Source organism: Seohaeicola nanhaiensis (assembly GCF_042654245.1).
GTDB lineage: Bacteria > Pseudomonadota > Alphaproteobacteria > Rhodobacterales > Rhodobacteraceae > Seohaeicola_A > Seohaeicola_A nanhaiensis.
On the sequence record NZ_JBHSGI010000009.1, the window covers coordinates 225,920 to 248,587 of the forward strand.

18 protein-coding genes and 1 pseudogene are annotated in these 22,668 nt (G+C 65.9%); 6 read left to right on the forward strand and 13 right to left on the reverse strand.

Annotated features, from left to right (window positions below; genetic code table 11):
• Window positions 1-46: 46 nt before the first annotated feature.
• From ACFO5X_RS11405 to tssA, 12 genes and pseudogenes are all read right to left on the reverse strand, one after another.
• Window positions 47-3,655: a type VI secretion system contractile sheath domain-containing protein gene (locus ACFO5X_RS11405; protein WP_380717845.1), complete on the reverse strand. Its 3,609-nt coding sequence runs from the start codon at window positions 3,653-3,655 to the stop codon at window positions 47-49.
• A pseudogene (gene tssB, locus ACFO5X_RS11410) lies at window positions 3,650-4,132 on the reverse strand (type VI secretion system contractile sheath small subunit); the annotation flags it as partial. The gene ACFO5X_RS11405 and the pseudogene tssB (ACFO5X_RS11410), both read right to left, overlap by 6 nt.
• A complete protein-coding gene (locus ACFO5X_RS11415) occupies window positions 4,122-4,973 on the reverse strand; it encodes an ion transporter (RefSeq protein ID WP_380717574.1) in 852 nt (283 codons plus the stop codon). The gene ACFO5X_RS11415 and the pseudogene tssB (ACFO5X_RS11410), both read right to left, overlap by 11 nt.
• 56 nt (window positions 4,974-5,029) lie before the next feature.
• A complete protein-coding gene (tssH, locus tag ACFO5X_RS11420; RefSeq protein WP_380717575.1) occupies window positions 5,030-7,738 on the reverse strand; it encodes a type VI secretion system ATPase TssH in 2,709 nt (902 codons plus the stop codon).
• The gene (tssG, locus tag ACFO5X_RS11425; protein WP_380717576.1) at window positions 7,735-8,814 is read right to left on the reverse strand and encodes a type VI secretion system baseplate subunit TssG; all 1,080 of its coding nucleotides are present in this window, start codon (window positions 8,812-8,814) and stop codon (window positions 7,735-7,737) included. Before tssG ends, tssH begins: the two co-directional genes overlap by 4 nt.
• Window positions 8,778-10,658: a type VI secretion system baseplate subunit TssF gene (tssF, locus tag ACFO5X_RS11430; RefSeq protein WP_380717577.1), complete on the reverse strand. Its 1,881-nt coding sequence runs from the start codon at window positions 10,656-10,658 to the stop codon at window positions 8,778-8,780. The genes tssG and tssF overlap by 37 nt, the downstream gene beginning before the upstream one ends.
• 4 nt (window positions 10,659-10,662) lie before the next feature.
• A complete protein-coding gene (gene tssE, locus ACFO5X_RS11435; RefSeq protein WP_380717578.1) occupies window positions 10,663-11,160 on the reverse strand; it encodes a type VI secretion system baseplate subunit TssE in 498 nt (165 codons plus the stop codon).
• Complete coding sequence (locus tag ACFO5X_RS11440) at window positions 11,153-11,986, reverse strand: type VI secretion system accessory protein TagJ (RefSeq protein WP_380717579.1); 834 nt, start codon at window positions 11,984-11,986, stop codon at window positions 11,153-11,155. The genes tssE and ACFO5X_RS11440 overlap by 8 nt, the downstream gene beginning before the upstream one ends.
• 80 nt (window positions 11,987-12,066) lie before the next feature.
• The gene (locus tag ACFO5X_RS11445; RefSeq protein ID WP_380717580.1) at window positions 12,067-12,564 is read right to left on the reverse strand and encodes an Hcp family type VI secretion system effector; all 498 of its coding nucleotides are present in this window, start codon (window positions 12,562-12,564) and stop codon (window positions 12,067-12,069) included.
• 71 nt (window positions 12,565-12,635) lie between these two features.
• Window positions 12,636-14,132: a type VI secretion system contractile sheath large subunit gene (tssC, locus tag ACFO5X_RS11450; RefSeq protein WP_380717581.1), complete on the reverse strand. Its 1,497-nt coding sequence runs from the start codon at window positions 14,130-14,132 to the stop codon at window positions 12,636-12,638.
• Between the two features lie 12 nt (window positions 14,133-14,144).
• Complete coding sequence (gene tssB / locus ACFO5X_RS11455) at window positions 14,145-14,648, reverse strand: type VI secretion system contractile sheath small subunit (protein WP_380717582.1); 504 nt, start codon at window positions 14,646-14,648, stop codon at window positions 14,145-14,147.
• A gap of 74 nt (window positions 14,649-14,722) precedes the next feature.
• Window positions 14,723-15,775: a type VI secretion system protein TssA gene (gene tssA, locus ACFO5X_RS11460; protein WP_380717583.1), complete on the reverse strand. Its 1,053-nt coding sequence runs from the start codon at window positions 15,773-15,775 to the stop codon at window positions 14,723-14,725.
• A 193-nt stretch (window positions 15,776-15,968) separates the two neighbouring features.
• On the opposite strand from tssA, the gene ACFO5X_RS11465 reads away from it, so the two are divergent.
• From ACFO5X_RS11465 to ACFO5X_RS11490, 6 genes are read left to right on the forward strand one after another with little or no spacing between them, the layout of a single operon-like run.
• Window positions 15,969-17,585: a hypothetical protein gene (locus tag ACFO5X_RS11465; protein ID WP_380717584.1), complete on the forward strand. Its 1,617-nt coding sequence runs from the start codon at window positions 15,969-15,971 to the stop codon at window positions 17,583-17,585.
• Window positions 17,586-17,610: 25 nt separating this feature from the next.
• A complete protein-coding gene (locus ACFO5X_RS11470; protein WP_380717585.1) occupies window positions 17,611-18,036 on the forward strand; it encodes a hypothetical protein in 426 nt (141 codons plus the stop codon).
• A 3-nt stretch (window positions 18,037-18,039) separates the two neighbouring features.
• The gene (locus ACFO5X_RS11475) at window positions 18,040-18,663 is read left to right on the forward strand and encodes a MotA/TolQ/ExbB proton channel family protein (protein WP_380717586.1); all 624 of its coding nucleotides are present in this window, start codon (window positions 18,040-18,042) and stop codon (window positions 18,661-18,663) included.
• A gap of 9 nt (window positions 18,664-18,672) precedes the next feature.
• Window positions 18,673-19,098: an ExbD/TolR family protein gene (locus ACFO5X_RS11480; protein ID WP_380717587.1), complete on the forward strand. Its 426-nt coding sequence runs from the start codon at window positions 18,673-18,675 to the stop codon at window positions 19,096-19,098.
• Window positions 19,095-19,502 (forward strand): ExbD/TolR family protein, encoded by a 408-nt coding sequence (locus ACFO5X_RS11485; RefSeq protein WP_380717588.1) that lies wholly within the window; start codon window positions 19,095-19,097, stop codon window positions 19,500-19,502. Before ACFO5X_RS11480 ends, ACFO5X_RS11485 begins: the two co-directional genes overlap by 4 nt.
• Entirely contained in the window at window positions 19,499-21,076 is a 1,578-nt protein-coding gene (locus tag ACFO5X_RS11490; RefSeq protein ID WP_380717589.1) for a hypothetical protein, read from the forward strand. Before ACFO5X_RS11485 ends, ACFO5X_RS11490 begins: the two co-directional genes overlap by 4 nt.
• Here ACFO5X_RS11490 and ACFO5X_RS11495 read toward each other — a convergent pair whose 3' ends face one another.
• On the reverse strand, window positions 21,077-22,546 hold the full coding sequence (locus ACFO5X_RS11495) for a caspase family protein (RefSeq protein WP_380717590.1): 1,470 nt from the start codon (window positions 22,544-22,546) through the stop codon (window positions 21,077-21,079). It lies immediately after the preceding gene.
• Between the last annotated feature and the right edge of the window lie 122 nt (window positions 22,547-22,668).

Consider the following 22,668-nt stretch of genomic DNA (forward strand, 5'->3'; position numbering starts at 1 on the left):
TCGCAGGCAGCAAACACTGCCCAGGGCATCACATCAATGAACTGGATCACAGTCCGTCGAGAAGCGCGGCGAGATCGGCGTCGACATCGCCCGCCGGGGCGGGATCGGCGTCGCCGAAGCCGGCGAGCAGGGCATCCAGATCATCTTCGGGCGCCTGGTCCTTCTGTTTCGGCGCGGGCAGGGTCATCTTTCGGGGCGCCGTGGCGGGAGGCGGCGGTTCGCCGGTCCAGGGGCCGCGGATTTCGCCGCCGCCCATCGACTGGAACGAGGCCAGACGCACCTCGTCGCGGCCTTTGACCGAGACAACGGGCATGAAGCCGCGCGCCATCACCGTTTCGACCGTCGAGAGCGTCAGGTTGCGTTCGGTGCAGGGCAGGGCGACCTGATCGCCGTGGCGGTCGGTCACCACGTGATAGGGCATGTCGCCCAGGCTCATCACCTTGCCAAGCTGCATCGACTTGCCGAACTGGCGGAAGCTGCGCGCCAGGAGGATCGCCACCAGAACCACCGGGTTGGCCCAGAGCATCCCGCCCAGGCCCTCGGCCATGGTGAATTCCTCGAAGTCGAATTCGTAAAAGGGTTCGGTCTTGGCGCCATAGGGACGACGCAGCAGGAAGCGTGGGGTGACAAGGCCCAGATACTGCGCCTCGTTCATCGCGCGCAGGTCGTCCCAGGCCCGGGCGGTCAGCGGGTGGCGGTCTTCCTTGGCGACCTCCATGAAGCCCGGCGCCATCGCCGCGAAGAAAGGCGCGTCGACATGAGCCGCGGCGCGGGCCACAAGGCTGAGCAGTTCGGCGTGGGGCGGCGTTTCCTCGAAGGTATAGAGGCCGAGCAGGGCCGAATAGCCGCCGCGCCCGTTCTCTTCGTCCAGCGGTTCGCCGGTCAACAGCCTGACCAGCCCGCTTTGCGCGAGGTCAGGGGCAGAGGCGAGATCGGCGGCGATCTCCTCGGCAGAGATGTCGTAGAGGATGACGTCGAGCGTGTCGTCGGTTTCGACGCTGCGGGCGATCAGGTCGATGCTGCGCCATTGCGCTTCCAGCGACTGGAACTCGGGGTGATGCAGCACCAGCCGCATCGCCGCCGAGAGCGACTCGTCCACCGCCTTTTGCATCGCCTTCTGGTCGGCATCGGGCACCGCGCGAATGTGCGGTCCGACGATCCGGGCCATCAGCTCCTCGATCGGCGAGGCCTGAGCCAGCGCGCCCGAGGTATCGCCGATCAGCTTCTGAAAGTCGGTCATCCGCAGGTTGGCGGGCACGGAATTTCCGCCCGACTTCAGCTTTGCCGGGGCGGCGTAAGTGCCGTGCTTTTCGCTCCATTCCTTCAGCCGCGCCGCCGCCTTCTGCGCCGTGGCGCCCATGCCCAGCTGCTGTTTCAGCCCGACGAGTTCGGCGAAGAGGCCGACATTCTCGTAAAGTTCGTCCGGGTGCAGGGAGTCGAGGCCGTCGAGCTTGACCTCCACCCCGGCGCCGTCCTTGCCGACGGGCAGGACCAGCGTGGTCTTGAAGCCTTCGATCACCTCTTCGGCGGTATCGGGGTCGAGCGGGATCGGCTTGCGGGCGGCCAGCGCGTCGCCAGTCTCGATCAGGCCCCGGGCCGCGCGGCCGGAGAAATCGCCGAAGATCGCCATGCGGAAGCGCTTGCGCCGAAGCCGCGCCGCATCGGGCCGTTCGCCCGAGAGCACGCCGAAGTCGAAATCCAGATCCTCGGTCATCTGCGCTCCTGTCTCCGGGTCGCCGGGTGCCCCGGCGGTCAGGTCGCCGAGAAGGTCGTCCAGGGGGTCGGCGGCTTGGGGCGCCGGCTCGGGTTCCGAGAGGTCTCCTAGGAGGTCGTCGAGGGTGTCGGCGGACTGGGGTTCCGGGTCCGGTTGTGGTGCGGGATCCGCGAGGTCTCCGAGGAGGTCATCGAGGGTGTCGGTGGACTGGGGTTTCGGGTCCGGTTGTGGTGCGGGATCCGCGAGGTCTCCGAGGAGGTCATCGAGGGTGTCGGTGGCCTGGGGTTCGGGTTGGGGTTGTGGTGCTGGCTCGTCGAGGTCTCCGAGGAGGTCGTCGAGGGTGTCGTCGGCTGGGGGTTCGGGTTGGGGTTGTGGCTCGGGTTCGTCGAGGTCTCCGAGGAGGTCGTCGAGGGTGTCGTCGGCTGGGGGTTCGGGTTGTGGCTCGGGTTCGGCGAGGTCACCGAAAAGGTCGTCGAGGGTATCCGCGTCAGCGGGATGCAATGTCCCGGATGCCTCGTCATGCAGGGCTGCGAGAGGATCGGAATCATCTTCTGGCGGTGCACCGCTATCTAGAAGGCTGTCGAGAGCGCTGGTGTCGTCTTCCTTTGGCGCCTCGGGCGTTTCGATGCTGAGCAGCGAAGAGAGGGTGTCTTCGGTGGTGTCGGCCTCTGCCTCGGGGATGTCGATGGCGAGGAGGCTGTCAAGGGCGGCGGTGTCGTCTTCCTTGGGCCTGTCGGCGATCTCGATGCTGCGCAGCGAAGTCAGGGTGTCGTCGGTGGCGTCCGCCTCGGCCTCGGGGGTTTCCAGGGCAAGGATGCTGTCGAGGGCGGCGGTGTCGTCTTCCTCTGGCGTGTCGGCGATCTCGATGCTGCGCAGCGAAGTCAGGGTGTCGTCGGTGGTGTCTGCCTCGGCCTCGGAGACTTCCAAGGCGAGGAGGCTGTCAAGGGCGTCGGTGTCGTCCTCGTCTGGCGTATCGGCGACCCCGATGCTGCGCAGCGAAGTCAGGGTGTCGTCGGTGGTGTCGGCTTCGGCCTCGGGGATTTCGACGGCGAGGAGGCTGTCGAGGGAGGCGGTGTCATCCTCGTCTGGCGTATCGGCGACCCCGATGCTGCGCAGCGAAGTCAGGGTGTCTTCGGTTGTGTCTGCCTCGGCCTCGGGGATTTCGACAGCGAGGAGGCTTTCGAGGGCGGCGGTGACGTCCTCGTCAGGCGTGTCGGTGACCTCGATGCTGCGCAGCGGAGTCAGGGTGTCTTCGGTTGTGTCTGCCTCGGCGTCGGGGGTTTCCAGTGCAAGGAGGCTGTCGAGGGCAGCGGTGTCGTCCTCGTCAGGCGTGTCGGCGATCTCGATGCTGCGCAGCGAAGTCAGGGTGTCTTCGGTTGTGTCGGCTTCGGCCTCGGGAATTTCGACGGCGAGGAGGCTGTCGAGGGCAGCGGTGTCGTCCTCGTCAGGCGTGTCGGTGACCTCGATGCTGCGCAGCGAAGTCAGGGTGTCTTCGGTTGTGTCTGCCTCGGCGTCGGGGGTTTCGACGGTGAGGAGGCTGTCGAGGGCGGCGGTGTCGTCTTCCTCGGGCGTGTCGGCAACCTCCACGCTGCGCAGCGAAGTCAGGGTGTCGTCGGTGGTGTCGGCTTCGGCCTCGGGGATTTCGACGGCGAGGAGGCTGTTCAGGGCCTCAGCGTCGTCTTGCTCGACTTTGTCCGCGATTTCGATGCCGCGAAGCGATGTGAGGGCGTCGTCGGTGGTGTCAGGCTCGGGCTCTGGCACATCGACCGAGCGGAGGCTGTCGAGGGCGGAGGTGTCGTCTTGCTCAGGCGCCTCGGCCACCTCGGTGCTGCGCAGCGACGCGAGGGCGTCGTCGCTGGAATCGGCCTCGGGTTCCGGCATCTCAACGGCGCGCAGGCTGTCGAGGGCGGCGTCGGTCGTGGCATCGGCGGCGGTGGGCATGGCAGAGATGGCGCCCAGCAGAGCAGGGTCGGCGAGGATCTTCTCGATCAGCGCCTCGGCGCCGGACTTGCCGTCCATGTAGGTCATGAGATTGGTGAGCTGCGTGCGGGCCTCGAGCAGGGCCTTCAGCGGTTCGACCTTCGCGGCGATGGCGGCGGGCGAGAAATCGGACATCTTCTCGAACACGAGATCGACCGAAAGATTGCCTTCGCCGGTCAACGTGTTGGGCACGGAGAAGGCGGCGCGGGGGGCCATCGACTTCATCCGGTCGTCGAAGTTGTCGACGTCGATTTCGAGGAACTTGCGGTCGGCGACGGCCGGCTGTTCCACCTTCGATTTGCCGGCCAGGTCGCTCATCACGCCCATGACGAAGGGCAGCTGCACCTTCTTTTCGGCGCCGTAGAGTTCCACATCGTATTCGATCTGGACCCGGGGCGCCCGGTTGCGGGCGATGAATTTCTGCGAGTTACCCGCCATCGCGCGCGCTCCGCAGCGCGGCGAGTTCGGCGCGCATTGCCTTCAGCTCTTCATGCATGGCGGCGACCTGTTCGCCGACGATGTCGGTCTCGACCTTGACCAGATCGCGCAGGCCTTCGAATTCGGCCTCGGTTTCGTCCTCGACCGCCGATTGCATGGTGTTCACCATCAGACCGATGAAGAGGTTCAGCACCGAGAAGGTGGTGGCCATGATGAAGGGCACGAAGAAGGCCCAGGCATAGGGGAATTCCTGCATCACCGGGCGCACAATGCCCATCGACCAGGATTCGAGCGTCATGATCTGGAACAGCGAATAGATCGACCGGCCCAGGGTGCCGAACCATTCGTCGAAGGTGTCGCCGAAGAGCAGCGTCGCCATCACGCCGAAGACGTAATAGACGATCGAGAGCATGATGATGACCGCGCCCATGCCGGGCAGGGCATCGAGCAGAGCCTGCACCACGGCGCGCATCTGCGGGACGACGGACAGCAGGCGCAGGGTTCGGATGACGCGCAGGCCGCGCAGGGCCGAGAGGCCGCCGCCCGAGGGCATCAGGCCGATGCCCACGACGATCAGGTCGAAGATGTTCCAGGCGCTGTTGAAGAAGGACAGACGGTAGACGAAGAACTTGATCAGCAGTTCGATCACGAAGATCGACAGGGCGACCGTATCGACGAGAACCAGGAGCGGCCCGACCGCGGCGACCACGCGGTCGGAGGTGGACAGGCCCAGCGTGAGCGCGTTGATGATGATCACCGCCATGATCGCGTTCTTGAACCGGTCGGATTCGACCATGACGCGCAGGCGGGCGCGGATGTCGGTTTGTGCGGCTGCAGTCATTTCTGCCTTCTTGCTTTCGCTGTCCCTGTTACGTCAAAACCGGCGCCCGGCGGCGCCTAGTCAAATCTGTAGGTGAATTCGCCATCTTTCACGTCGATGGCAACCCTGGCGATCTCGCCGCCCTCCATCATCCGGCGGAGGAATTCGGCCGAGATTTCGGGAAGCATCGTATTGGTCACGATCGCGTCGATCATGCGGCCGCCGCTTTCCAGTTCCTGGCAGCGCTCGACAATGGTGTCGACCACGGCGTCCGAGTATTCGAACGGCACGCCGTGGGCCTCTTTCACCCGCTTCTTGATGCGGTTGAGCTGGAGTTTCGTGATCTCGGCGATCATCGTCGGCGACAACGGGTAATAGGGGATCGTCACGAGGCGGCCCAGCAGGGCGGCGGGGAAGATCTTGAGCAGCGGGTCGCGCAGCGCCTTGGCGATGCCCTCGGGTTCGGGCAGCAGGTCGGGGTCGGAGCACATGTCCATGATGAGGTCGGATCCGGCGTTCGAGGTCAGCAGGATCAGCGTGTTCTTGAAGTCGATGATGCGGCCTTCGCCGTCTTCCATCACGCCCTTGTCGAAGACCTGGAAGAAGATTTCGTGCACGTCGGGGTGGGCCTTTTCCACCTCGTCGAGCAGGACGACACTGTAGGGCTTGCGCCGCACCGCCTCGGTCAGGACGCCGCCTTCGCCGTAGCCGACATAGCCCGGAGGTGCGCCTTTCAGCGAGGAGACGGTATGCGCCTCCTGGTATTCGGACATGTTGATGGTGATGACGTTCTGTTCGCCGCCATAGAGCACCTCGGCCAGCGCGAGCGCGGTTTCGGTCTTGCCGACGCCAGAGGTGCCGGCCAGCAGGAACACGCCAATCGGCTTGGAGGGGTTGTCAAGGCCGGCGCGCGAGGTCTGGATGCGCTTGGCGATCATCTTCATCGCGTGGTCCTGGCCGATCACCCGCTTGGCGAGGTGTTCTTCGAGGTGCAGCACGGTGTCGATCTCGTCCTTGACCATGCGGCCCACGGGGATGCCGGTCCAGTCGCCGACGACCGAGGCCACGGCCTGGTGGTCGACGATGGGGAGGATCAGCGGAGATTCGCCCTGGAGGTCGGTCAGTTCCTTGTTGGCGGCCTTGAGGTCGGCCATCAGCTGGGCGCGGGCCTCGTCGGACAGCGGGCTTTCGACGACTTCGGCCTCGGCGCCGACCAGCGGGGTGTCGACGGGGGCGCCGCCTTCGCGCAGTCTGGCGCGCAGGTCGAGGATCCGGTCCACCACGGCCTTTTCGCCCTCCCACCGGGCGGTCAGCGAGGTCAGCCGATCTTCTTCCGCGGTCTTGGCGGCGGTCACGGCCTCGCGGCGGTCGCCGACCTCGTAGCCGGCGGTTTCGTCGCGGCCAATGATCTCGAGTTCGGTGGTCAGCGCCTCGATCCGGCGGCGGCAGTCGTCCACCTCGGCCGGGACCGCGTGCTGGCTGACCGCGACACGGGCGCAGGCGGTATCGAGGAGGCTGACCGACTTGTCCGGCAGCTGCCGCGCCGGGATATAGCGGGCCGAGAGCGAGACGGCGGCTTCGATGCCTTCGTCCAGAACCTGAACCTTGTGGTGCTTTTCCAGCATCGAGGCGATGCCGCGCATCATCAGGATGGCCTTGGGGATGTCGGGTTCGTCGACCTGGACCACCTGGAAGCGGCGGGTGAGGGCCGGGTCTTTCTCGATGTATTTCTTGTATTCCGCCCAGGTCGTCGCGCCGATGGTGCGCAGGGTGCCGCGCGCCAGCGCCGGTTTCAGCAGGTTGGCCGCGTCGCCGGTGCCGGCCGCGCCGCCGGCGCCGACCAGCGTGTGGGTTTCGTCCACGAACATGATGATCGGGGTGGGGCTGGCCTGCACCTCGTCTATGACGCTGCGCAGGCGGTTCTCGAATTCGCCCTTCATCGAGGCGCCGGCCTGCAGCAGGCCGACGTCGAGCACCAGCAGGCGGACGTTCTGGAGCGCGGGGGGCACGTCGCCGCGGGCGATGCGCAGGGCGAAGCCTTCGACCACGGCGGTCTTGCCGACGCCGGCCTCGCCGGTGAGGATCGGGTTGTTCTGGCGGCGGCGCATCAGCACGTCGATCAGCTGGCGGATTTCCTCGTCGCGGCCGACGATGGGGTCGATCTCGCCATTGCGGGCCTGTTCGGTGAGGTCGGTGCAGAACTGGTCAAGCGCTTCGGTGCTGCCAAGCTGGGCCGCGCGGGCCCCGCTGGCCTCGCCGGGTTCGACGCCGCCGCCGGTCTGGCTCCCGTCCTGCGGGCGCAGCCGTTCCTCGGGCGAGCCTTCGGTGGCCTTGGCGAAGTTGTCGGCCAGATCGTCGGGGCCGATGCTGCCGAGTTCGGGCGACATCGACTTGAGGATGTTGCGCAGCGAGGGGGTCTTGAGCATGCCGAGCAGCAGGTGCCCGGTGCGGACCTGACTGGACGAGTAGAGCAGCGAGCCCCAGACCCAGCCGCGTTCCATCGCGTCGGTCAGATGGTCGGAGAGGTCGGAAATCGCGCTGGCCCCGCGCGGCAGCATGTCGAGCGCTCGGGTCATCTCGGTGGCGATCTTGCCGGGGTCGAGCTTGTAGTGCTGGATGATGCGGTGCAGGTCGCTGTCCTGCATGTTCAGCAACTGGTGCATCCAGTGGACCAGCTCGACATAGGGGTTGCCCCGCATCTTGCAGAACACCGTGGCGCTTTCGACCGCCTGATACCCCAGTTTGTTCAGCTTTCCGAACAGTGAAACCCGGCTGATTTCGGTCATTGCATACCCTTCCCGATCCCTGCGGCGGCCTTGTCGTGCCGCTCTCCTGTTGCAATCGCGCCGGGATAGAGGAACAGGTCCTCGGCATCCGGCCTTGTTTCGTCGGCGTCGCGGCGCGACGCGATCCAGCTGGTGTGTCCCAGCCGCGTCTTTCCGCCGAGGCTGGCGCGCGGAACGTCGTCGCCCGCCAGTACCAGGTTGACGTCCCAGTCCAGCGCGTCCCCCACATAGTTGCGCACGGCCGCCCTGAGCCGGTCAAGGGACTCTCCGCCCGGCAGGAGGCGTTCGTATTTGTCGAGGGGCAGCGGGCCGATGCGGATGCGGAACTTGTCGCCGCGGGTCCAGACCTTCTGGCCGATGCTGGTGGACTGGCCGAGGCCGCCCATGCCGCCCAGCTGCCAGCGGTCGTCGGGTTCGAGCTCGAGCCAGCTGCCGACGAACTGTTGCAGCGTCACCGGAGCCTCGAAAAAGGAGGACAGAATGGACACCAGCCCCTCGGCGTTGCGCGCGCCCTGGCTGAAGAAGCCGGCGAAATGGAGGCGCGTCTCGTCGGGCAGAGCGTCGCGGCCGCGCAGGTAGGTGCCGTGGAACCCGGCGATGGCCGCCACCTTGCGCGACATCGGATCGTCGGCGCGGTCGTAGCTGACGGCCGGATTGCCGCTGTTCCAGGCGCGATAGAGCAGCCCAGTCATGCGGTGGATCAGCATGTCGACAAAGGCCACGATGGTGCGGTCGCGGTGGTTGCGATAGCGGTCGCGGACGTATTCGGTCAGGTGCAGCGGCAGCGGGCCCTGAGGACCGAAGAGGCCGAAGAACCGGTTTGTCAGGCGCCCGGGCTTGTTGGGCGCGGGGGGCGCGAAGGCGGCGATGGTGGAGGGCGGGAAGGCCAGCTCGGCCTCTTGCCCGAGGCGCACGCGGTCTTCGCGCGGGCGCCGGCTTTCGCCGAGCCGCGGATTGTCCGGATAGGCCGCCTCGATGATGCGAAGCGCCTGGAACAGGTGGTGTTCCTCGGGCGCGGCGATCAACCGATCAAGGTGACTCAGATGATCCGGCCGAGACCCTTTTCCGGTCGCCATCTGGCAATTTCCCCGCGTTTCTGCGTTTTCAGGACGGTTTCTGTAAAGCTGTTGATCGTAACGTATTTTCGCATGAAGCGTTCGAGCACGGCGCCCAAGACATAGACGCTGGTGCCCTCGAAGAAGCTTTCGTCAAAGCCGATAGTGATTTCCAGTCCGCGCACGGCGGTGGACATCACCTCGTCGCTCATCCGGCGGACAATCGGGCGGCTGGTGACGGAGGAGATGCCTTCGAGCTGTTTCTCGGTCACGCGGTCGCCGAGCGGGGCGTAGATGCCGACCAGTTCGCGCAGCGCCTCGGCGCCGCCGCCGGTGCCGTCGGTGTCGATGATCGAAAGGTAGTTGAGGCTGAGGTGGCTGATCAGCCGCCAGGCGGTATCGCCCTGCGCCAGCGTCGGATGCGGCCGGGTCGGCGAAACGGGCAGGCGGATCGAGCTGACCGGGCCACCTTCGGGCAGCTGGAAGATGTCGACGTCGCCGGTGGCCAGAAGCATGGGCAGGTCGCGGTTCGAGCAGAGGGCGCGCACGGCGAGCTGTTCGAGGTTGGCGGAATAGGGCGCCTGGGTGCGGTCGACCAGAGTGAGATAGACCTCGGAGCCGAGATAGGTGGTGCGCACCCCGCGCAGGCGTTCCTTTTCGGACCGCTGCCGCATCCGCCGCTTGATGGTGAAATAGGCCGGATGCGTCTCGCCCGCCGAGGTGAAGTCGGTCGCGGAATAGAAGGGGCGGAATTCGAGGTCTTCCTCGCCCTCGCTGCTGATGCCGGTGACGCTTTCGATGCTGAAGATCTCGAAATCCATCGCCGCGGTGCGGTTCGGGATCACGTGCAGTTCGGTGTCGCGGGCGGTGACGTGCACCCGGTCGCACCGCTTGGGGAAGAGGTTGATCGCGGGCACGGCGTTCAGGATGAAGGCTTCGGGCACCACGCTGGCCGAAATCTCGCGCCGGCCTTCGGCGAGCAGGATGTAGATATCGACCTCGGAGCCGGTCGCCCTTTGCAGGGCGGGGCGAAGCCCGTGCAGTTCCACGAAGAGGAACCGCTCCGGCATGGCGAAGTATTCCTGCAGAAGGCGGTAGCCGTCGAAGGACCGGCGGGGCAGGGGCAGCAGGGCCTCGTCACGCTCGAACCCGCGGGCGCGGATGCCGCTGCCGGGCAGTTGCTGGGACCAGTCGGCGCGCCGGTCGGTCGAGCGGCCGCAGAGCGCGCGGGTCTGGGTGCAGAGCAGTTCCAGCATGGCCCAGTTGTTGCCGCCGCCGCCCTTGAGGTGCATCGTCAGGCTGTCCATCGGCAGGTCGGACATCTTGCCGCCGTCCTTGCGGCGCAGCCGCAGGCGGATGCCGGCGCGGGCGTCGGTGTTGCCGGTCACGCCGGCGGCCACCAGATCGCCGCGGCCGTCGATATACTGCGCCTCGGCGATCTCGACGGGCCAGAGCGTCAGATCGGCGGCGGTGCGGAATTCGCAGGGGGTCTGTTCGCCTTCCTGCAAGCGGCTGCGCAGCAGCGTGTGACGGGGCAGGACATAGCCCGACTTGACCGCCGAGTTCGTGATGTCGGGTTCGAAGGCCGCGATCATCATCGCCGGAGTGGGCGCCAGGTAATGGGGATAGACGATCTCCATCAGGTGGCTGGTGAAGGCCGGGTATTGCAGTTCGAGTTCGAGCTGGACGCGGGCGGAGAGAAAGGCCACGCCTTCGAGCAGCCGTTCGACATAGGGGTCGAGCACCTCGGTGCCTTCCATCCCCAGGCGCGAGGCGATCTTGGGATAGGCTTCGGCGAATTCCGCGCCCATGTCGCGCAGGTAGAGAAGCTCGTTCTCGTAGTGTTTCATCAACCGCGTGTCCATCGCGTCAGCTCCTCCGTTCCACGAGGACTTCGCCGGTTGTCACGTCCACCTTGGAGCGCAGATACAGCTCCATCGGCAGTGGCTGCGCCCACATGTCGGCGCGGATGTTCAGTGCGACGGTCATGTTCCCGCCATTCTCGTCGGGGCTGAGCGAGACATCGACCGAGCCCTTGATGATGCGGGGTTCGTGTTCGGTGATCGCCCGTTCGATGGCTTTGCGGATCAGTTGCGCGCGTTCTTCGGTGGAGTATTCCCCGGCGACTTCGCGCATGCCGTAGTTCAGCACCGAGCGCCGCACGTTGGGGAAGGCCTCGCCGTCCATGCTGCTTTCGATGTTGTTGGTGTTCAGAAGCCAGGTCAGGTCGCGCTGGATGATGTCGCGCAGGCGGGAAATGTCGATCACCCGCTCTTCGCGGCTTTCCTTGACTTGGCCCGGTTCGTGATCGGTCAGTCGGTCCAGGAGCGACGGCTGAAGCCGGTCTGTCAGAGTCTTGTCAGCCATCCTGGCCTGTGTCCTTCACGTCAGAACCGGCCCCCTCTGCACCGTCCATCTTCAGAAGCCGCAGGTCAAGCAGGGCGATGTCGGCCTGGTCGGTGGCGAGCAGCCGCTGGCCCGATCCGGCGAAGGTTTCGGCACCGAGATCGGTCCAGCTGGTGGCGCGGGCCAGTTTCTCGGCCGCATCACCGCCCGGCGTGGTGCCGGCATAGCGTGTCGGGATCAGCGCCGGCACCTCGCCCCCGTTGGCGAGCGTCAGGGTCGCCGCCGTCCAGACCGCATCGCGCAGGTCGCTGGGCGCTTCCATTTCCAGCTTGGCGATGGCGTTGAACGGCAGCCAGAAATAGCGACCGTTCACGATTACCTCGAGCACCGGGCCAAGGCGCATATCGGCGTCCGCAATCCATTCGAAGCGCACGCCGTCCGCCTCGCCCGAGGTGGCGGGCGCGGCGTCGAAGGCGCGGGCGCGCAGGTTGGCGGCCTCGGTCGTCTTGCCCGAGCCGAGAAGCTTTTGCGCCTCGATCAGCAGGGCCAGCCATTCCTGGGGTTCGCCGAAGACCAGGGGCGACTTCTCGCCCGCGAAGACCTTTTCGCGGTAGACCTCGCAGATGATCGCCTCGCGATAGGTCTTGGCCATCATCGTGGCGAGCGGATCCATCTCGGCCGAGAGCTTGAGCTGGGTGATCGCGCGTTTCCAGTCGCCCAGCACGCAGAGGAGCTGGAACAGGAAGATGCGCAATTTTGCGTTCGCGGGATCCTTGCGCACCTTGTCCTGCAACGCGGTCAGCGTCGCATCCAGGTCGCCGGATTTCAGATGCTCTTCTGGGGTCATGTGCGGCCTGTTCAGGTGGGACTTTCAGAAATGACAAAGTCCGGGCCACGAGGGCCCGGACGAGTTTGTCAGGAAAGGGGTCAGCCCATTTCGCCGGCCATGACATCCCAGCTGAAGGTACCGCCGGTGCCCAGAGCGCCGGTTTTCGGGTCGGCCTTCTTGTAGACGATCTCGATCCGGCGGTAGCAGAGGTCCCAGCTTTCTTCCGGGATCTGCTCTTCGCCGCCGGAGACTTCGTATTTGTCGATGACCGTGTCGAAGAGCTTCCAGATGAGGTAGGGTTCCATCCCCTTGCCGGCGCTGTCGGCCGACCGGCACATCTCGATGGTGATTTCCTTGCGCGAGGTGCCGTCGGCGACCGAGAGCATCAGCTTGGGCGAGGCGATGCTGAGTTCCGAGGTCACCGAGACCTTGCCGAAGCTCGAGTTGGCATAGCCGCGCTGGGTGGTGCCGAGGTCATCCATGTCCAGGGTGCGGGTGACTTCCCAGGAGATGGTCTTGGCGGGAATCCATTCCTTGTGGTTGCGCTCGGGGCATTCACCGGGGATGTCGCCGATCTTGATGAAGGTGTTTTCCATTTTTCTGTGTCCTTTCTGAGTGAGGCGTCAATCGCCAATTAAACAAAGTCCCGCCGTCGAGGCGCCACTAATTACGCGCCCTTCTCCGAAGGCAGTTTGGATACCAGGCGAAGGGAAACGGACAGCCCTTCGAGCTGGTAGTGGGGGCGGAGGTAGAACTTGGACGAATAGTATCCGGGGTTGCCCTCCACTTCTTCGACGACGACTTCGGCGGCGGCCAGCGGCTTGCGGGCCTTTTCGCGCTCGGACGAGACGTCCGCGTTGAAGTCGACGTATTGGTTGATCCAGTCCTGCAGCCAGCCCTGCATGTCCTGCCGGCTCTTGAACGAGCCCACCTTGTCGCGGACCATGCACTTCAGGTAGTGCGCGAAGCGGCAGGTCGCGAAGAGATAGGGCAGGCGCGCAGCCAGGTTGGCGTTGGCGGTTGCATCGGGATCGTCGTATTCGGCCGGCTTGTGCAGCGACTGGGCGCCGATGAAGGCGGCGATGTCGGAATTCTTGCGGTGGATCAGAGGCATCATGCCGTTCTTGGCAAGTTCCGCCTCGCGCCGGTCCGAGATCGCGATCTCGGTCGGGCATTTCTGGTCCACGCCGCCGTCATCGGTGGGGAAGGTGTGGCTGGGCAGGTTCATCACCGCGCCGCCGCTTTCCACGCCCCGGATCCGCGAGCACCAGCCGAATTCCTTGAAGGACCGGTTGATGTTCACCGCCATGCCGTAGGCGGCGTTGACCCAGGAGTATTTCTCGCTGTCGGCACCCTCGGTGTCTTCCTCGAAGGCGAAGGCCTCGACCGGGTCGGTCTTGGAACCGTAGGGCAGGCGCCCCAGGAACCGCGGCATCGCGAGGCCGACATACTTGGAGTCCTCGCTTTCGCGGAGCGACCGCCAGCTGGCGTATTCCGGCGTCTGGAAGATCTTGGTCAGGTCGCGCGGGTTGGCGAGTTCGGACCAGCTGTCCATCTGGAAGAGGCTGGGCTTGGCGCCGACGATCAGCGGGGCGTGTGCGGCCGCGGCGATCTTGGACATCTCGCCCAGCAGTTCCACATCCGGCGGGCTGTGGTCGAAGTGGTAGTCCGCCACCAGCGTGCCGTAGGGTTCGCCGCCGAACTGGCCGAATTCCTCTTCGTAGAGCTTCTTGAAGATCGGCGACTGGTCCCAGGCGGTGCCTTTGAACTTGCGCAGGGTCTTGTGCATGTCCTTCTTCGAGATGTTCATCACGCGGATCTTGAGCATCTCGTCGGTTTCGGTGTTGTTCACCACATAGTGCAGACCGCGCCAGGCGCTTTCGAGCTGCTGGAATTCGGCGTGGTGCAGGATCAGGTTCACCTGCTCGGTCAGCTTCTTGTCGATCTCGGCGACGATGCTTTCGATCGAGCGCAGGGCGTCGTCGGAGATCAGCGCGGTATTGGCGAGTGCCTGCTGGGCCAGCGTCTTGACCGCGTTCTGGACGGCCGACTTGGCCTGGTCCGACTTGGGCCGGAACTCCTTGCTCAGCAGAGCTTCGAATTCCGAGGAGCCGAACGCGGTGGCGCCGGCGGCGGATGCGACTTGTGCTTGTTCTTCAGCCATCTCTCCGCCTCCTTATTCTTCGGTCTTGGGCGCAGGCTGCGCCGCGAGGGTTTTCAGGAGGCTCGGGTCCTGGATGATCTTGGCGATCAGGTTCTCGGCGCCGGTCTTCCCGTCCATGTAGGTCATCAGGTTCGACAGCTGGGTGCGGGCCTCGAGCAGTTCGCGCAGCGGCTCGACCTTGCGGGCGATGGCGGCGGGCGAGAAGTCGTCCATGCTTTCGAAGGTGATGTCGACGGCGAGGTTGCCTTCGCCGGTCAGCGTGTTGGGCACGGTGAAGGCGGCGCGGGGGGCCATCGACTTCATCCGGTCGTCGAAGTTGTCGACGTCGATTTCGAGGAACTTGCGGTCGGCGACGGCCGGCTGTTCCACCTCGGACTTGCCGGACAGGTCGCTCATCACGCCCATCACGAAGGGCAGTTGCACCTTCTTCTCGGCGCCGTAGAGTTCCACATCGTATTCGATCTGGACCCTAGGGGACCGGTTACGGGCGATGAATTTCTGAGAACTTCCGCTCATGTCGTGCTCCTTGATGTGCCTTGAATATCGTGGTGAGTCTGCACTGGTCTGTGAACAATATCACAGGCCGGAAATTATTCGTCGCCGAGACCGCGGATGACATTTACGTTGTCGATGCCGTCCGGAGCCATGTCCCGCATGATGGTCATGAAGTCCGCGCTGACGAGACGCTTGGCGCGCATCAGCAAGAGCGGGATCGGGCTGGAAGGCTCGTACCGGCGGTAATATTCGATGATGCGGTCCAGCGCGTTGCCCACATCGGCTGGCGATCGGATCGCACCCACCGCACCGCCTGCCGCCGCCGCCATCGGCGCGGCGCCCCCATCGGCCTCGGGCTCGTCCGAAACGTCAGATACCGCCGAGTCGGCGGTGCTGCCGCCGGCGTATTTCGACAGGGTCTTGGTGATGGTCGACAAGAGGCGGATCGTCGGATCGAGATCCGGTCCCTGACCCGGCGTCTGGTCGTCGAAGACGGCAGAGACGGCGCGGACGTTGTCCATCGCGCGCCGGGCGTCATCGAGCATGGTGGACAGGGTTTCGGGGTCGGTGTCGCGGAACGCCGCGCTGATCTGCGTCGGGTCGGGCGGGTTATCCATTCCTTCCGGCGCGGGTGTATGGCCCTCGGCGATTTCGATGTCGCGCAGGGAGAAGCCGCCGAAGCTGCGGCTGTCGGTCAGGGACACCCGACGCAGAGAACGGTAGATGGCGGAGGGGCCGGCCATGCCGCCCGGCTGGCCGCAGAGCCCCTGCACCGCATTGATCCGCATCGTGGGGTCGTTGTCGTCATCGGCGTCGAGTTCGGGAAAACAGGTTTCCCAGTATTTCTCGAGATATCCGCGGATGACCTGGGTGGCGTTGGCAAAGCCGGACAGTCCTTCGGTGTTCAGCGCGGCATCGGCCATGTAGATGGCCGCGCGCAGATCATGGCTTTGCCCCATGATCTCGAGCGCCTTCACGGCGACCTCGCCGTAGTCGGGCTCTTTTCCCCCGTCGTCTGGATCATCGAACTGGGTTTCTTCGCCGGGCTGGGCGGCCTGCTCCATCTCGACGAAAACAGGATCGTATTCGAGGTTCTCGCCGCTGGGAGAATCCTCGGTGATTGGTTCCAGCAGGACTTCCGGGTCCATCCGGCCTCCCTTCGACAGACTCGATTGTTTCGAGTCCAGTTTCAACACCTACCGATCAGCCCCCCGGCGGTTGGTGCAGCGATCAACTTCAACTATGCAGCGCAACTATAGCTTGACCCCAAGTCAGCCTTATCGTTTTCTCAAAGTCAATTGGAGCAATTGGATTTCTGAGCGTTTTCAGGAGGTGTGTGACATGGCGACCGAAGCCCTGAAGGGTGCTCCGTTCAAGAAACTGATGAGCAAGGCGAAGAAGGCTCCGCTGTCGTTCGGATTTGTTCCGGGCAAGAAGCCGGAAGACTGTGTCATGCTGCTGCACAAGAAACGCAGCCCGACGCTGTTGGGCAAGGAAGCCAAGGCCCAGGGCGACGGCAGCAAATTTGCCTTTGGCACGGTCAAGATCAACGGCAAGGTTGCCGAGCTGACCTGCGGGCGGCACTTCGGTCAGCTGGCCAAGCAGTGCAAGCGCTTCCTGCGCACGAACAAGGTGATGCTGAACGTCGTGATCTTCGACGAAAGCGGCCAGCAGATCGAGAGCGATATCGAGGATCTGCCCGACGATCCGGAATTCGACGCCTTCGGCGCCGAGGAGGATCCGGACGACATCGCCGAGCAGGAGGAGGAGCAGGCTGAAGACGAACAGCAAGCCGAGGCACCGCAGCAGGGCGAAGACGAGCAGGAAGAGGCGCAGGGCGAGGATGGCCCCGATGCCGGCCAGCTTGCCCAGCGCCTGAAGGCCGTCCAGCCCGCCGTCATGGCGGCGCAGGGCGATGCTGGCGACAAGCTGAAGAAGGTCATGGGAATGGCCGTGCAGCTGATCAAGGCGGGCGATCTTGCCAAGGCCGATCAGACGGTGACGGCGCTGGAAAGCGCGGTGGCGAAGCTGGGCAATGCGCCGCCGCCGGCGCAGGAGCAGCCTGCCGCGGGATCTACCGATGAGAATGCGATCGACGCCAAGGCGCTGATTGCCCGGGCCAATGCGCTGAAGCAGCCGATTTCGGCGATCCAGGGACCGGCGCGGGACAAGTTGATTGCCGCGCTGGGCAATGCTGCGCAGCTGATCAAGTCGGGCGACCTGAGTGGCGCGGATGTGATGCTGGGCAAGATCGAGGCAGCCGTGGCCAAGACCGGCGGCACGTCGAGCCAGGAGAAGGCGGCGAGCGACGCGATGCCGCCGGAGGCCGCCAAGTGGCTGGCCGCCGAGGGCAAGCTGGCCCCGCTGGTCGACAAGGCCATGCAGGAGAAGAAGGGCGATCTGGACGGGATCAACCGGGCCTTCGCCTATGCCCGCGAGCTGGCCGCCGATGGGGCGTATGACCGGGCGCTGGCGGCGGCCGGCAAGGTGGCCCAACTGCTGAAGGAGGCCGCAGCCGCCACCACCAGCGCCGCCGCGCAGGAGGCCCGGGAGTCGATCCCCGACAATGTCGTACCTTTCGTCCAGTCGCGGCTGGCCTGGATCAACACGCGCAAGGCGCTGGAGCAGCAGATTGCCGGGCTGAAATCGGCCATCGATCAGGCAGCGGCCGAGATCGAGGGACTGGAAGATGTCGCGTCGCAGTCGGGCAAGCTGTTCGACTATCTGAGGGAGATCGACACCGATCTGGAAGACACGCTGGAGAAGCTTGTGGAAGCGCCCGATGGCGAGGCGCGCGAGACGCTGAAGTCTCAGGCGCGCAAGATCATCCTGAGCTATCAGGGTGTGCTGGACTCGCCCTTCTTCATGGACGTCGATCAGAACGGCTTTGTGAACACCAATATCCGCGGCTCCGCGCTGGATTCGCTGGGCAAGGTCAGCGAGGCGCTGGCCTCGTAGGGGCCGTGCCGCAACGGAGGACGATATGCGCCATCTGACGTTACTGGCCGGCTGTCTTGCGGCGGGTCTGAGCCTTGCACCTGCTGCCCGGGCGGAGGAGGGAGGGCTGACCGTCGAGCTGAACAAGTTCGAAGAGATCGAGGGCGGCGGCTGCCGCGCCTTCTTCCTGTTCCGGAACGAGACCAAGACGGGATTCGACGGCTTCGAGATGAGCCTGGCGATTCTGGACGGGAAGGGCGTGATCGACCGGCTGCTGTCGATCGACGCCGCCCCGCTGCCGGTCGCGCGGACGACGCTCAAGCTGTTCGAGATTCCCGAAATCAGCTGCACAAACATCTCGGAGATCCTGCTGCACGAGCTGACCTCGTGCCGGCCGCAGAACGCCGAGGAGATGGATTGCTTTCCGATCCTGACACTGAACAGCAAAACCTCTGCCGCGCTGGTCAAGTAAGCGATGACCGGCACGCTTGACATGCTGGTCAGCGGCGGCCCGATCATCGCGGTGCTGGTCGTGCTGTCGCTGATCTCGCTGACGGTGATCGTGGTCAAGATCATCCAGCTTTGGCACGTTGGCGGCGGCAGGGCGCTGCGCGCGGCGGCGCTGGAGCAGTGGAAAGGCGGCGATCGGCACGGCGCGCAGAAGGCGCTGGAGGGCGGCAGGTCGCCCGCTGACCGGGTGACGGCCTATGCGATGCGGGCGCTGGCCGGCGGGTTCAAGGGCGCGCCGCTGGAGGCGGAACTGACGCGGCGGGGCAACGAGGAACTGGCGCAGATGAACCGGCTGGTCCGGCTGCTGGAGATCATCGCGATGATCTCGCCGCTGCTGGGCCTGCTGGGGACGGTGCTGGGGATGATCCAGTCGTTCCAGGAACTGGCCCTGGCCGAGGGCGCGGCCAATGCCTCGACCCTTGCGGGCGGGATCTGGCAGGCGCTGCTGACCACGGCGGCGGGGCTGCTGGTGGCGATCCCGGCGGCGGTGGCGGCGGGGCTGTTCGCCGCGCGGATCGAGACGGCGGCGCAGAATATCGAAAGCGCGGTGGGCGAGCTGATGCTGGCCGACCAGAACCCGAATATCTGAGAGGGAGCCATGGCCGGCACGGGTCTCAGACGACCGGCACGGCCCGCCCAGCTGATCTCGCTGGTGCCGATGATCGACGTGATGCTGATCATGCTGGTCTTTTTCATGGTCACGTCGACCTATCTGAACCTCGACATGATTCCGGCGGTGCGGCAGCAGGATGAGGCCCCCGCCGCCGCCGCGTCGGGAGCGAGTGGCGGGACGCTGATGATCCGTCTGGGGTCTGACGGGATCCCGGTGGTGCAGGGCGCGGCGGCGCCGTTGGCGGGGCTGAGCGATCTGCTGGCGCGCAGACTGGCCGATGATCCGCTGTTGCAGGTGCTTGTGCTGCCCTCGGGCGCGGCGACCACGCAGGCGCTGGTGTCGGTCATGGATGCCGCGGCCCGTGCCGGGGCGGTGCGGCTGCGCGTGGTGCGGCTGGAGGCGCGGCCATGAAGCTTACCCGCCGCGCGCCGCCGCAACATGGGGAAACCATCGTCGCGCTGATCGACGTGGTGTTTTTCCTGCTGATCTTCTTCATGCTGATCGGCCGGATGGACGCCACCGCGCCGTTCGACGTGGTGCCGCCCGTGGCGGCGAGCGGGTCGGACATGCCGGCGGGCGGCGCGACGCTGTCGGTGGCGGCGGATGGCGCTCTGGCGCTGGATGGCCGGGCGATCAGCCGGAGCGATCTGGATGCGGAGTTGGAGGCGCGGCTGACTGGCGATCCGGCGCTGCGGCTGAGGGTGAACGCCCACCGCAACGCCGAGTTGCGCCATGTCCTGCCGCTGGTCGGCGCGGCCGAGGCGATGGGGATCCGCGATGTGGTGCTGGTGGTGACGCCGGCCGGATCGCCATGAGCGCGGCGCGCTGGGCGGCGGGCCTGGCGATTTCGGCGCTGGTGCATGTGGGGGGCTATGGCGCGCTGGCGCTGGCGGTGAAGCCGGACCCGGTGGAGGAACAGCCGCTGCCGCCCAGCAAGCTGGACGTGCAGGCCTATCAGCTGGACCGCACTGTGGCGCAGGAGGCCCGGCCGGATGCGGAGGCCGCAGCGGAAGCACAGGCCGAGGGGGCGAGTCTGGCGCAGGGCGCGATCCCCCATTCCCGGGCGCGGGTGACGGAAGCGCGGGCGGAGCCTGTCGCGCCCGGGCGGCCCGAGGCGGACCGGCTGACGGCGGAGGCCGTAACGGTGCCGCAGCTGGAGGCGGCGCGGCCGCAGGCGGATGCGGCTGCCACGGCGCAGGCTGCGCCGACGGTTGCGGTGTCGGCCCCGGTTTCGGCCCTGCCGGTGCAAACTGCGGTGGCCGAGGCGCGGCCTGCGGTTGCCGCGCAGGTGATACCGGCGGTGCTGCGTGCGGAAGCTGCCCCGGCAAAGGTTTTGCCCGCGGCGGCAGAGACGGCCCTGCGGGTCGCCGCGGCCGTTCAGCCTGCCGCGCCGATTGCGGCGGCGCAGGCCACGCCGGTGGCCCTGGCGCCGGATGCGCCCGAGGCGGCGCCGGTTGCGACGGTCGCGCCCGATGCCGCCGCGTTGCCGGATACGCCTGCCACCGGCCAGCTGGTCGCGGAGGCCGCGGCGAATGCCACGCCGACCGAAGCCGCCGCGCCGCTGGGCGAGCCGGTAAAGGCGACGCTTGCCTTTCCGACGGGGGATGGCGAGGTCGATCCCGTTTCGCTTGCCGCGTTCCAGAGCTTCATGAAACCGGGCGACGTGAGTGCCGAGGGGGATCCGCTGCGCGACGGGGTTTCGGCGCTGCTGGCGCAGGTGCCCTGTTCGCGGCTTCAGGTTGCGTTCGATCCGGATACCGCGACCTTGCAGATCAATGGACACATCCCGGAGAACGACCTGCGCGCGCCGGTGCTGGCCGCGCTGCAGGCGCAGATGGGCGAGGATATCCGGGTTTCGGACAATATCCTGATCCTGCCTCGTCCGCAGTGTGGCGCGCTGTCGGGGATCGGCGACGTGGGTCTGCCGCAGTCCAACGACCAGTCGACCAATCCGCTGCTGATCGGAGAGGCGTCACAGGCGCGGGTGTTGGATTTCGTCAAGGATCAGCGGCTTTGGTTCGACCTGACCGCGCCGGAATATGACGCCTATGTCTATGTCGATTTCTTCGATGCCGGGGGCAATGTGATCCACCTTGCGCCGAATGAGCAGGTGCCGCTGAACCTGGCCACCCGCGATGAGGCGCTGCGGGTCGGCACCAGGAGCGACGACGACAGGGGGCTGAAGATCGTCATCGGGCCGCCCTACGGGCAGGAGATCGCGGTGGCCTTTGCCGCCTCCGAGCCATTGTACGAAGGCCTGCGGCCGCTGATGGAACCGGCGGCGCCTTACCTCGCCTATCTCAAGGAACGGGTGGCCGAAAAGCGCGCGGAGCACGCCGATTTCAAGGGCGAATGGGTCTATTTCTTTGTGACGACCGCCGAGCGGTGATCAGAGGCAGCCGCCCGCGGCCCAGGCCTTGAGGTTGCGCTTGAGCGCGCCGCCGAAGGGGTGGGCCTTGGTCAGCGAGCGCTGCATGTTCAGGCTGAGATAGGTGTTGGCCTGGGTGCAGATGCGTTCGCGGGTCCATTCGTGGCAGTTGGAACAGTGCTGGCCCTTCCAGTAGGACTCCGGCAGCCCTTCGATCGGGGGGAAGATCGGCGAGCCGGTGATCAGTTCGGCGATGGACTTGCCGTTGACCTCGGGCTGTTCCGAGACGAGCGGGGTTTCGAAGGTGACGATGCCGGGGGTGGCGATCTCTTCCTTGGGCGCCTCGGGCAGGGGTTTGTCCATTGCACCGGCACCGGGGCCGACCGGGTCGCCGCCGGTCTGGGCGCGCAGGGCGGCCAGTTCCTGCTGGGCGAATTCGGCAAAGGTGCCGGTGGGGTAGGCCTGCAGGTAGGCGTCCCACGCCGCTTCGCTGGGGGCGGCCTGGGCAGTCTCGAACATCTTCTGTTCCTCGGGCGACGGTCCGGCAGGCTGTGCCTTGGGCTGGGCCTTCTGGTCGCCGGCCAGTTCACGCTCCATCACCGAGGCCAACAGGCCGCGCGCCTCGCCGGCATATTTGCTGTCGCCGTAGCCACGCAGGAAAAGCATGATCTGCACCGGATCGCGGCTGGCCTTGACCGAGTTCCAGACCTGTTCGGCCTCGAGATCCGCCGCGCTTTGCGGGGTGGCCTGGGCGAAGGTGAAATCGTTGGTGAGCGACGAGGAATCCCAGGGCGTCTGCTGTCCTCCGGACGCGCCGATCACCTCGACGCGCACCTGCTTGAACATCTGCTCGATCGGCAGGCCCGGGGTCGGCAGCAGCCGCGCCAGCGCCTGGGTGAAGGGGCTGTTCCCGTCGAGCCCGTCGAGCGCGACGGATCCGGGCGCGGTGGCATAGGAGAGAAAGGTGCCGGTGGGCGCCTGCATCTCGGCCAGGCCGTTGTCGTTGAAGGCGGGGATTTCGCTGAAAGGGTTGTTCCGGCAGGCGTCGAGAATGACGATGTTGGTCTTGTTGCGGGCGGAATACATCTGGCGCAGGACAGTCTGCGCCTCGATGGCCATGAGGTCGAGATCGGCGGCGTCGTTCAGGGCGATGTCGACGGGCAGCAGGTAGTTGTTGCCGAAGGACTGCACCCCGTGGCCGGCATAGTAGAACAGGCCGGTGGCATCTGGCCCGGCTTCGCGCAGGGCGCGGCCGAATTGCGAGATACCGCGTTTCATTTCGAGCTGGCTGGCGTCAATCAGCAGTGTCACGTCGAAGCCGAGGCCGGTCAGCGTGTCGCCGATCAGCCTGGCATCATGGGCGGGATTGTCGAGCGGGGAAACCGAGCTGTAGCCCGAATTGCCCAGAACCAGCGCGATGCGCGGTTCGGCATGTGCAAGACCGGTCGTCAGGACCAGCCAGCACAGGATCGTTCTCAACACTGCTTGCACGTGCGTTCCCTGCTCTCGCTTGTGCCCTCGTCCGCGCGGAACGGACATCCGGCACCGGGGCTTTGACCCGCCTTATACAAAAAATCCGACCGAAATTTGGCCATTTTCGTGCGCCACGTCGC

Coding starts and splice junctions, on each gene's coding strand:
- ACFO5X_RS11405 (WP_380717845.1), bottom strand. CDS start 3,655: ATGCCCACCGCCGCCGATGCCACGACCGACGCCGCCCTCGACAGCCTG.
- ACFO5X_RS11415 (WP_380717574.1), bottom strand. CDS start 4,973: ATGACTGCAGCCGCACAAACCGACATCCGCGCCCGCCTGCGCGTCATG.
- tssH (WP_380717575.1), bottom strand. CDS start 7,738: ATGACCGAAATCAGCCGGGTTTCACTGTTCGGAAAGCTGAACAAACTG.
- tssG (WP_380717576.1), bottom strand. CDS start 8,814: ATGGCGACCGGAAAAGGGTCTCGGCCGGATCATCTGAGTCACCTTGAT.
- tssF (WP_380717577.1), bottom strand. CDS start 10,658: ATGGACACGCGGTTGATGAAACACTACGAGAACGAGCTTCTCTACCTG.
- tssE (WP_380717578.1), bottom strand. CDS start 11,160: ATGGCTGACAAGACTCTGACAGACCGGCTTCAGCCGTCGCTCCTGGAC.
- ACFO5X_RS11440 (WP_380717579.1), bottom strand. CDS start 11,986: ATGACCCCAGAAGAGCATCTGAAATCCGGCGACCTGGATGCGACGCTG.
- ACFO5X_RS11445 (WP_380717580.1), bottom strand. CDS start 12,564: ATGGAAAACACCTTCATCAAGATCGGCGACATCCCCGGTGAATGCCCC.
- tssC (WP_380717581.1), bottom strand. CDS start 14,132: ATGGCTGAAGAACAAGCACAAGTCGCATCCGCCGCCGGCGCCACCGCG.
- tssB (WP_380717582.1), bottom strand. CDS start 14,648: ATGAGCGGAAGTTCTCAGAAATTCATCGCCCGTAACCGGTCCCCTAGG.
- tssA (WP_380717583.1), bottom strand. CDS start 15,775: ATGGACCCGGAAGTCCTGCTGGAACCAATCACCGAGGATTCTCCCAGC.
- ACFO5X_RS11465 (WP_380717584.1), top strand. CDS start 15,969: ATGGCGACCGAAGCCCTGAAGGGTGCTCCGTTCAAGAAACTGATGAGC.
- ACFO5X_RS11470 (WP_380717585.1), top strand. CDS start 17,611: ATGCGCCATCTGACGTTACTGGCCGGCTGTCTTGCGGCGGGTCTGAGC.
- ACFO5X_RS11475 (WP_380717586.1), top strand. CDS start 18,040: ATGACCGGCACGCTTGACATGCTGGTCAGCGGCGGCCCGATCATCGCG.
- ACFO5X_RS11480 (WP_380717587.1), top strand. CDS start 18,673: ATGGCCGGCACGGGTCTCAGACGACCGGCACGGCCCGCCCAGCTGATC.
- ACFO5X_RS11485 (WP_380717588.1), top strand. CDS start 19,095: ATGAAGCTTACCCGCCGCGCGCCGCCGCAACATGGGGAAACCATCGTC.
- ACFO5X_RS11490 (WP_380717589.1), top strand. CDS start 19,499: ATGAGCGCGGCGCGCTGGGCGGCGGGCCTGGCGATTTCGGCGCTGGTG.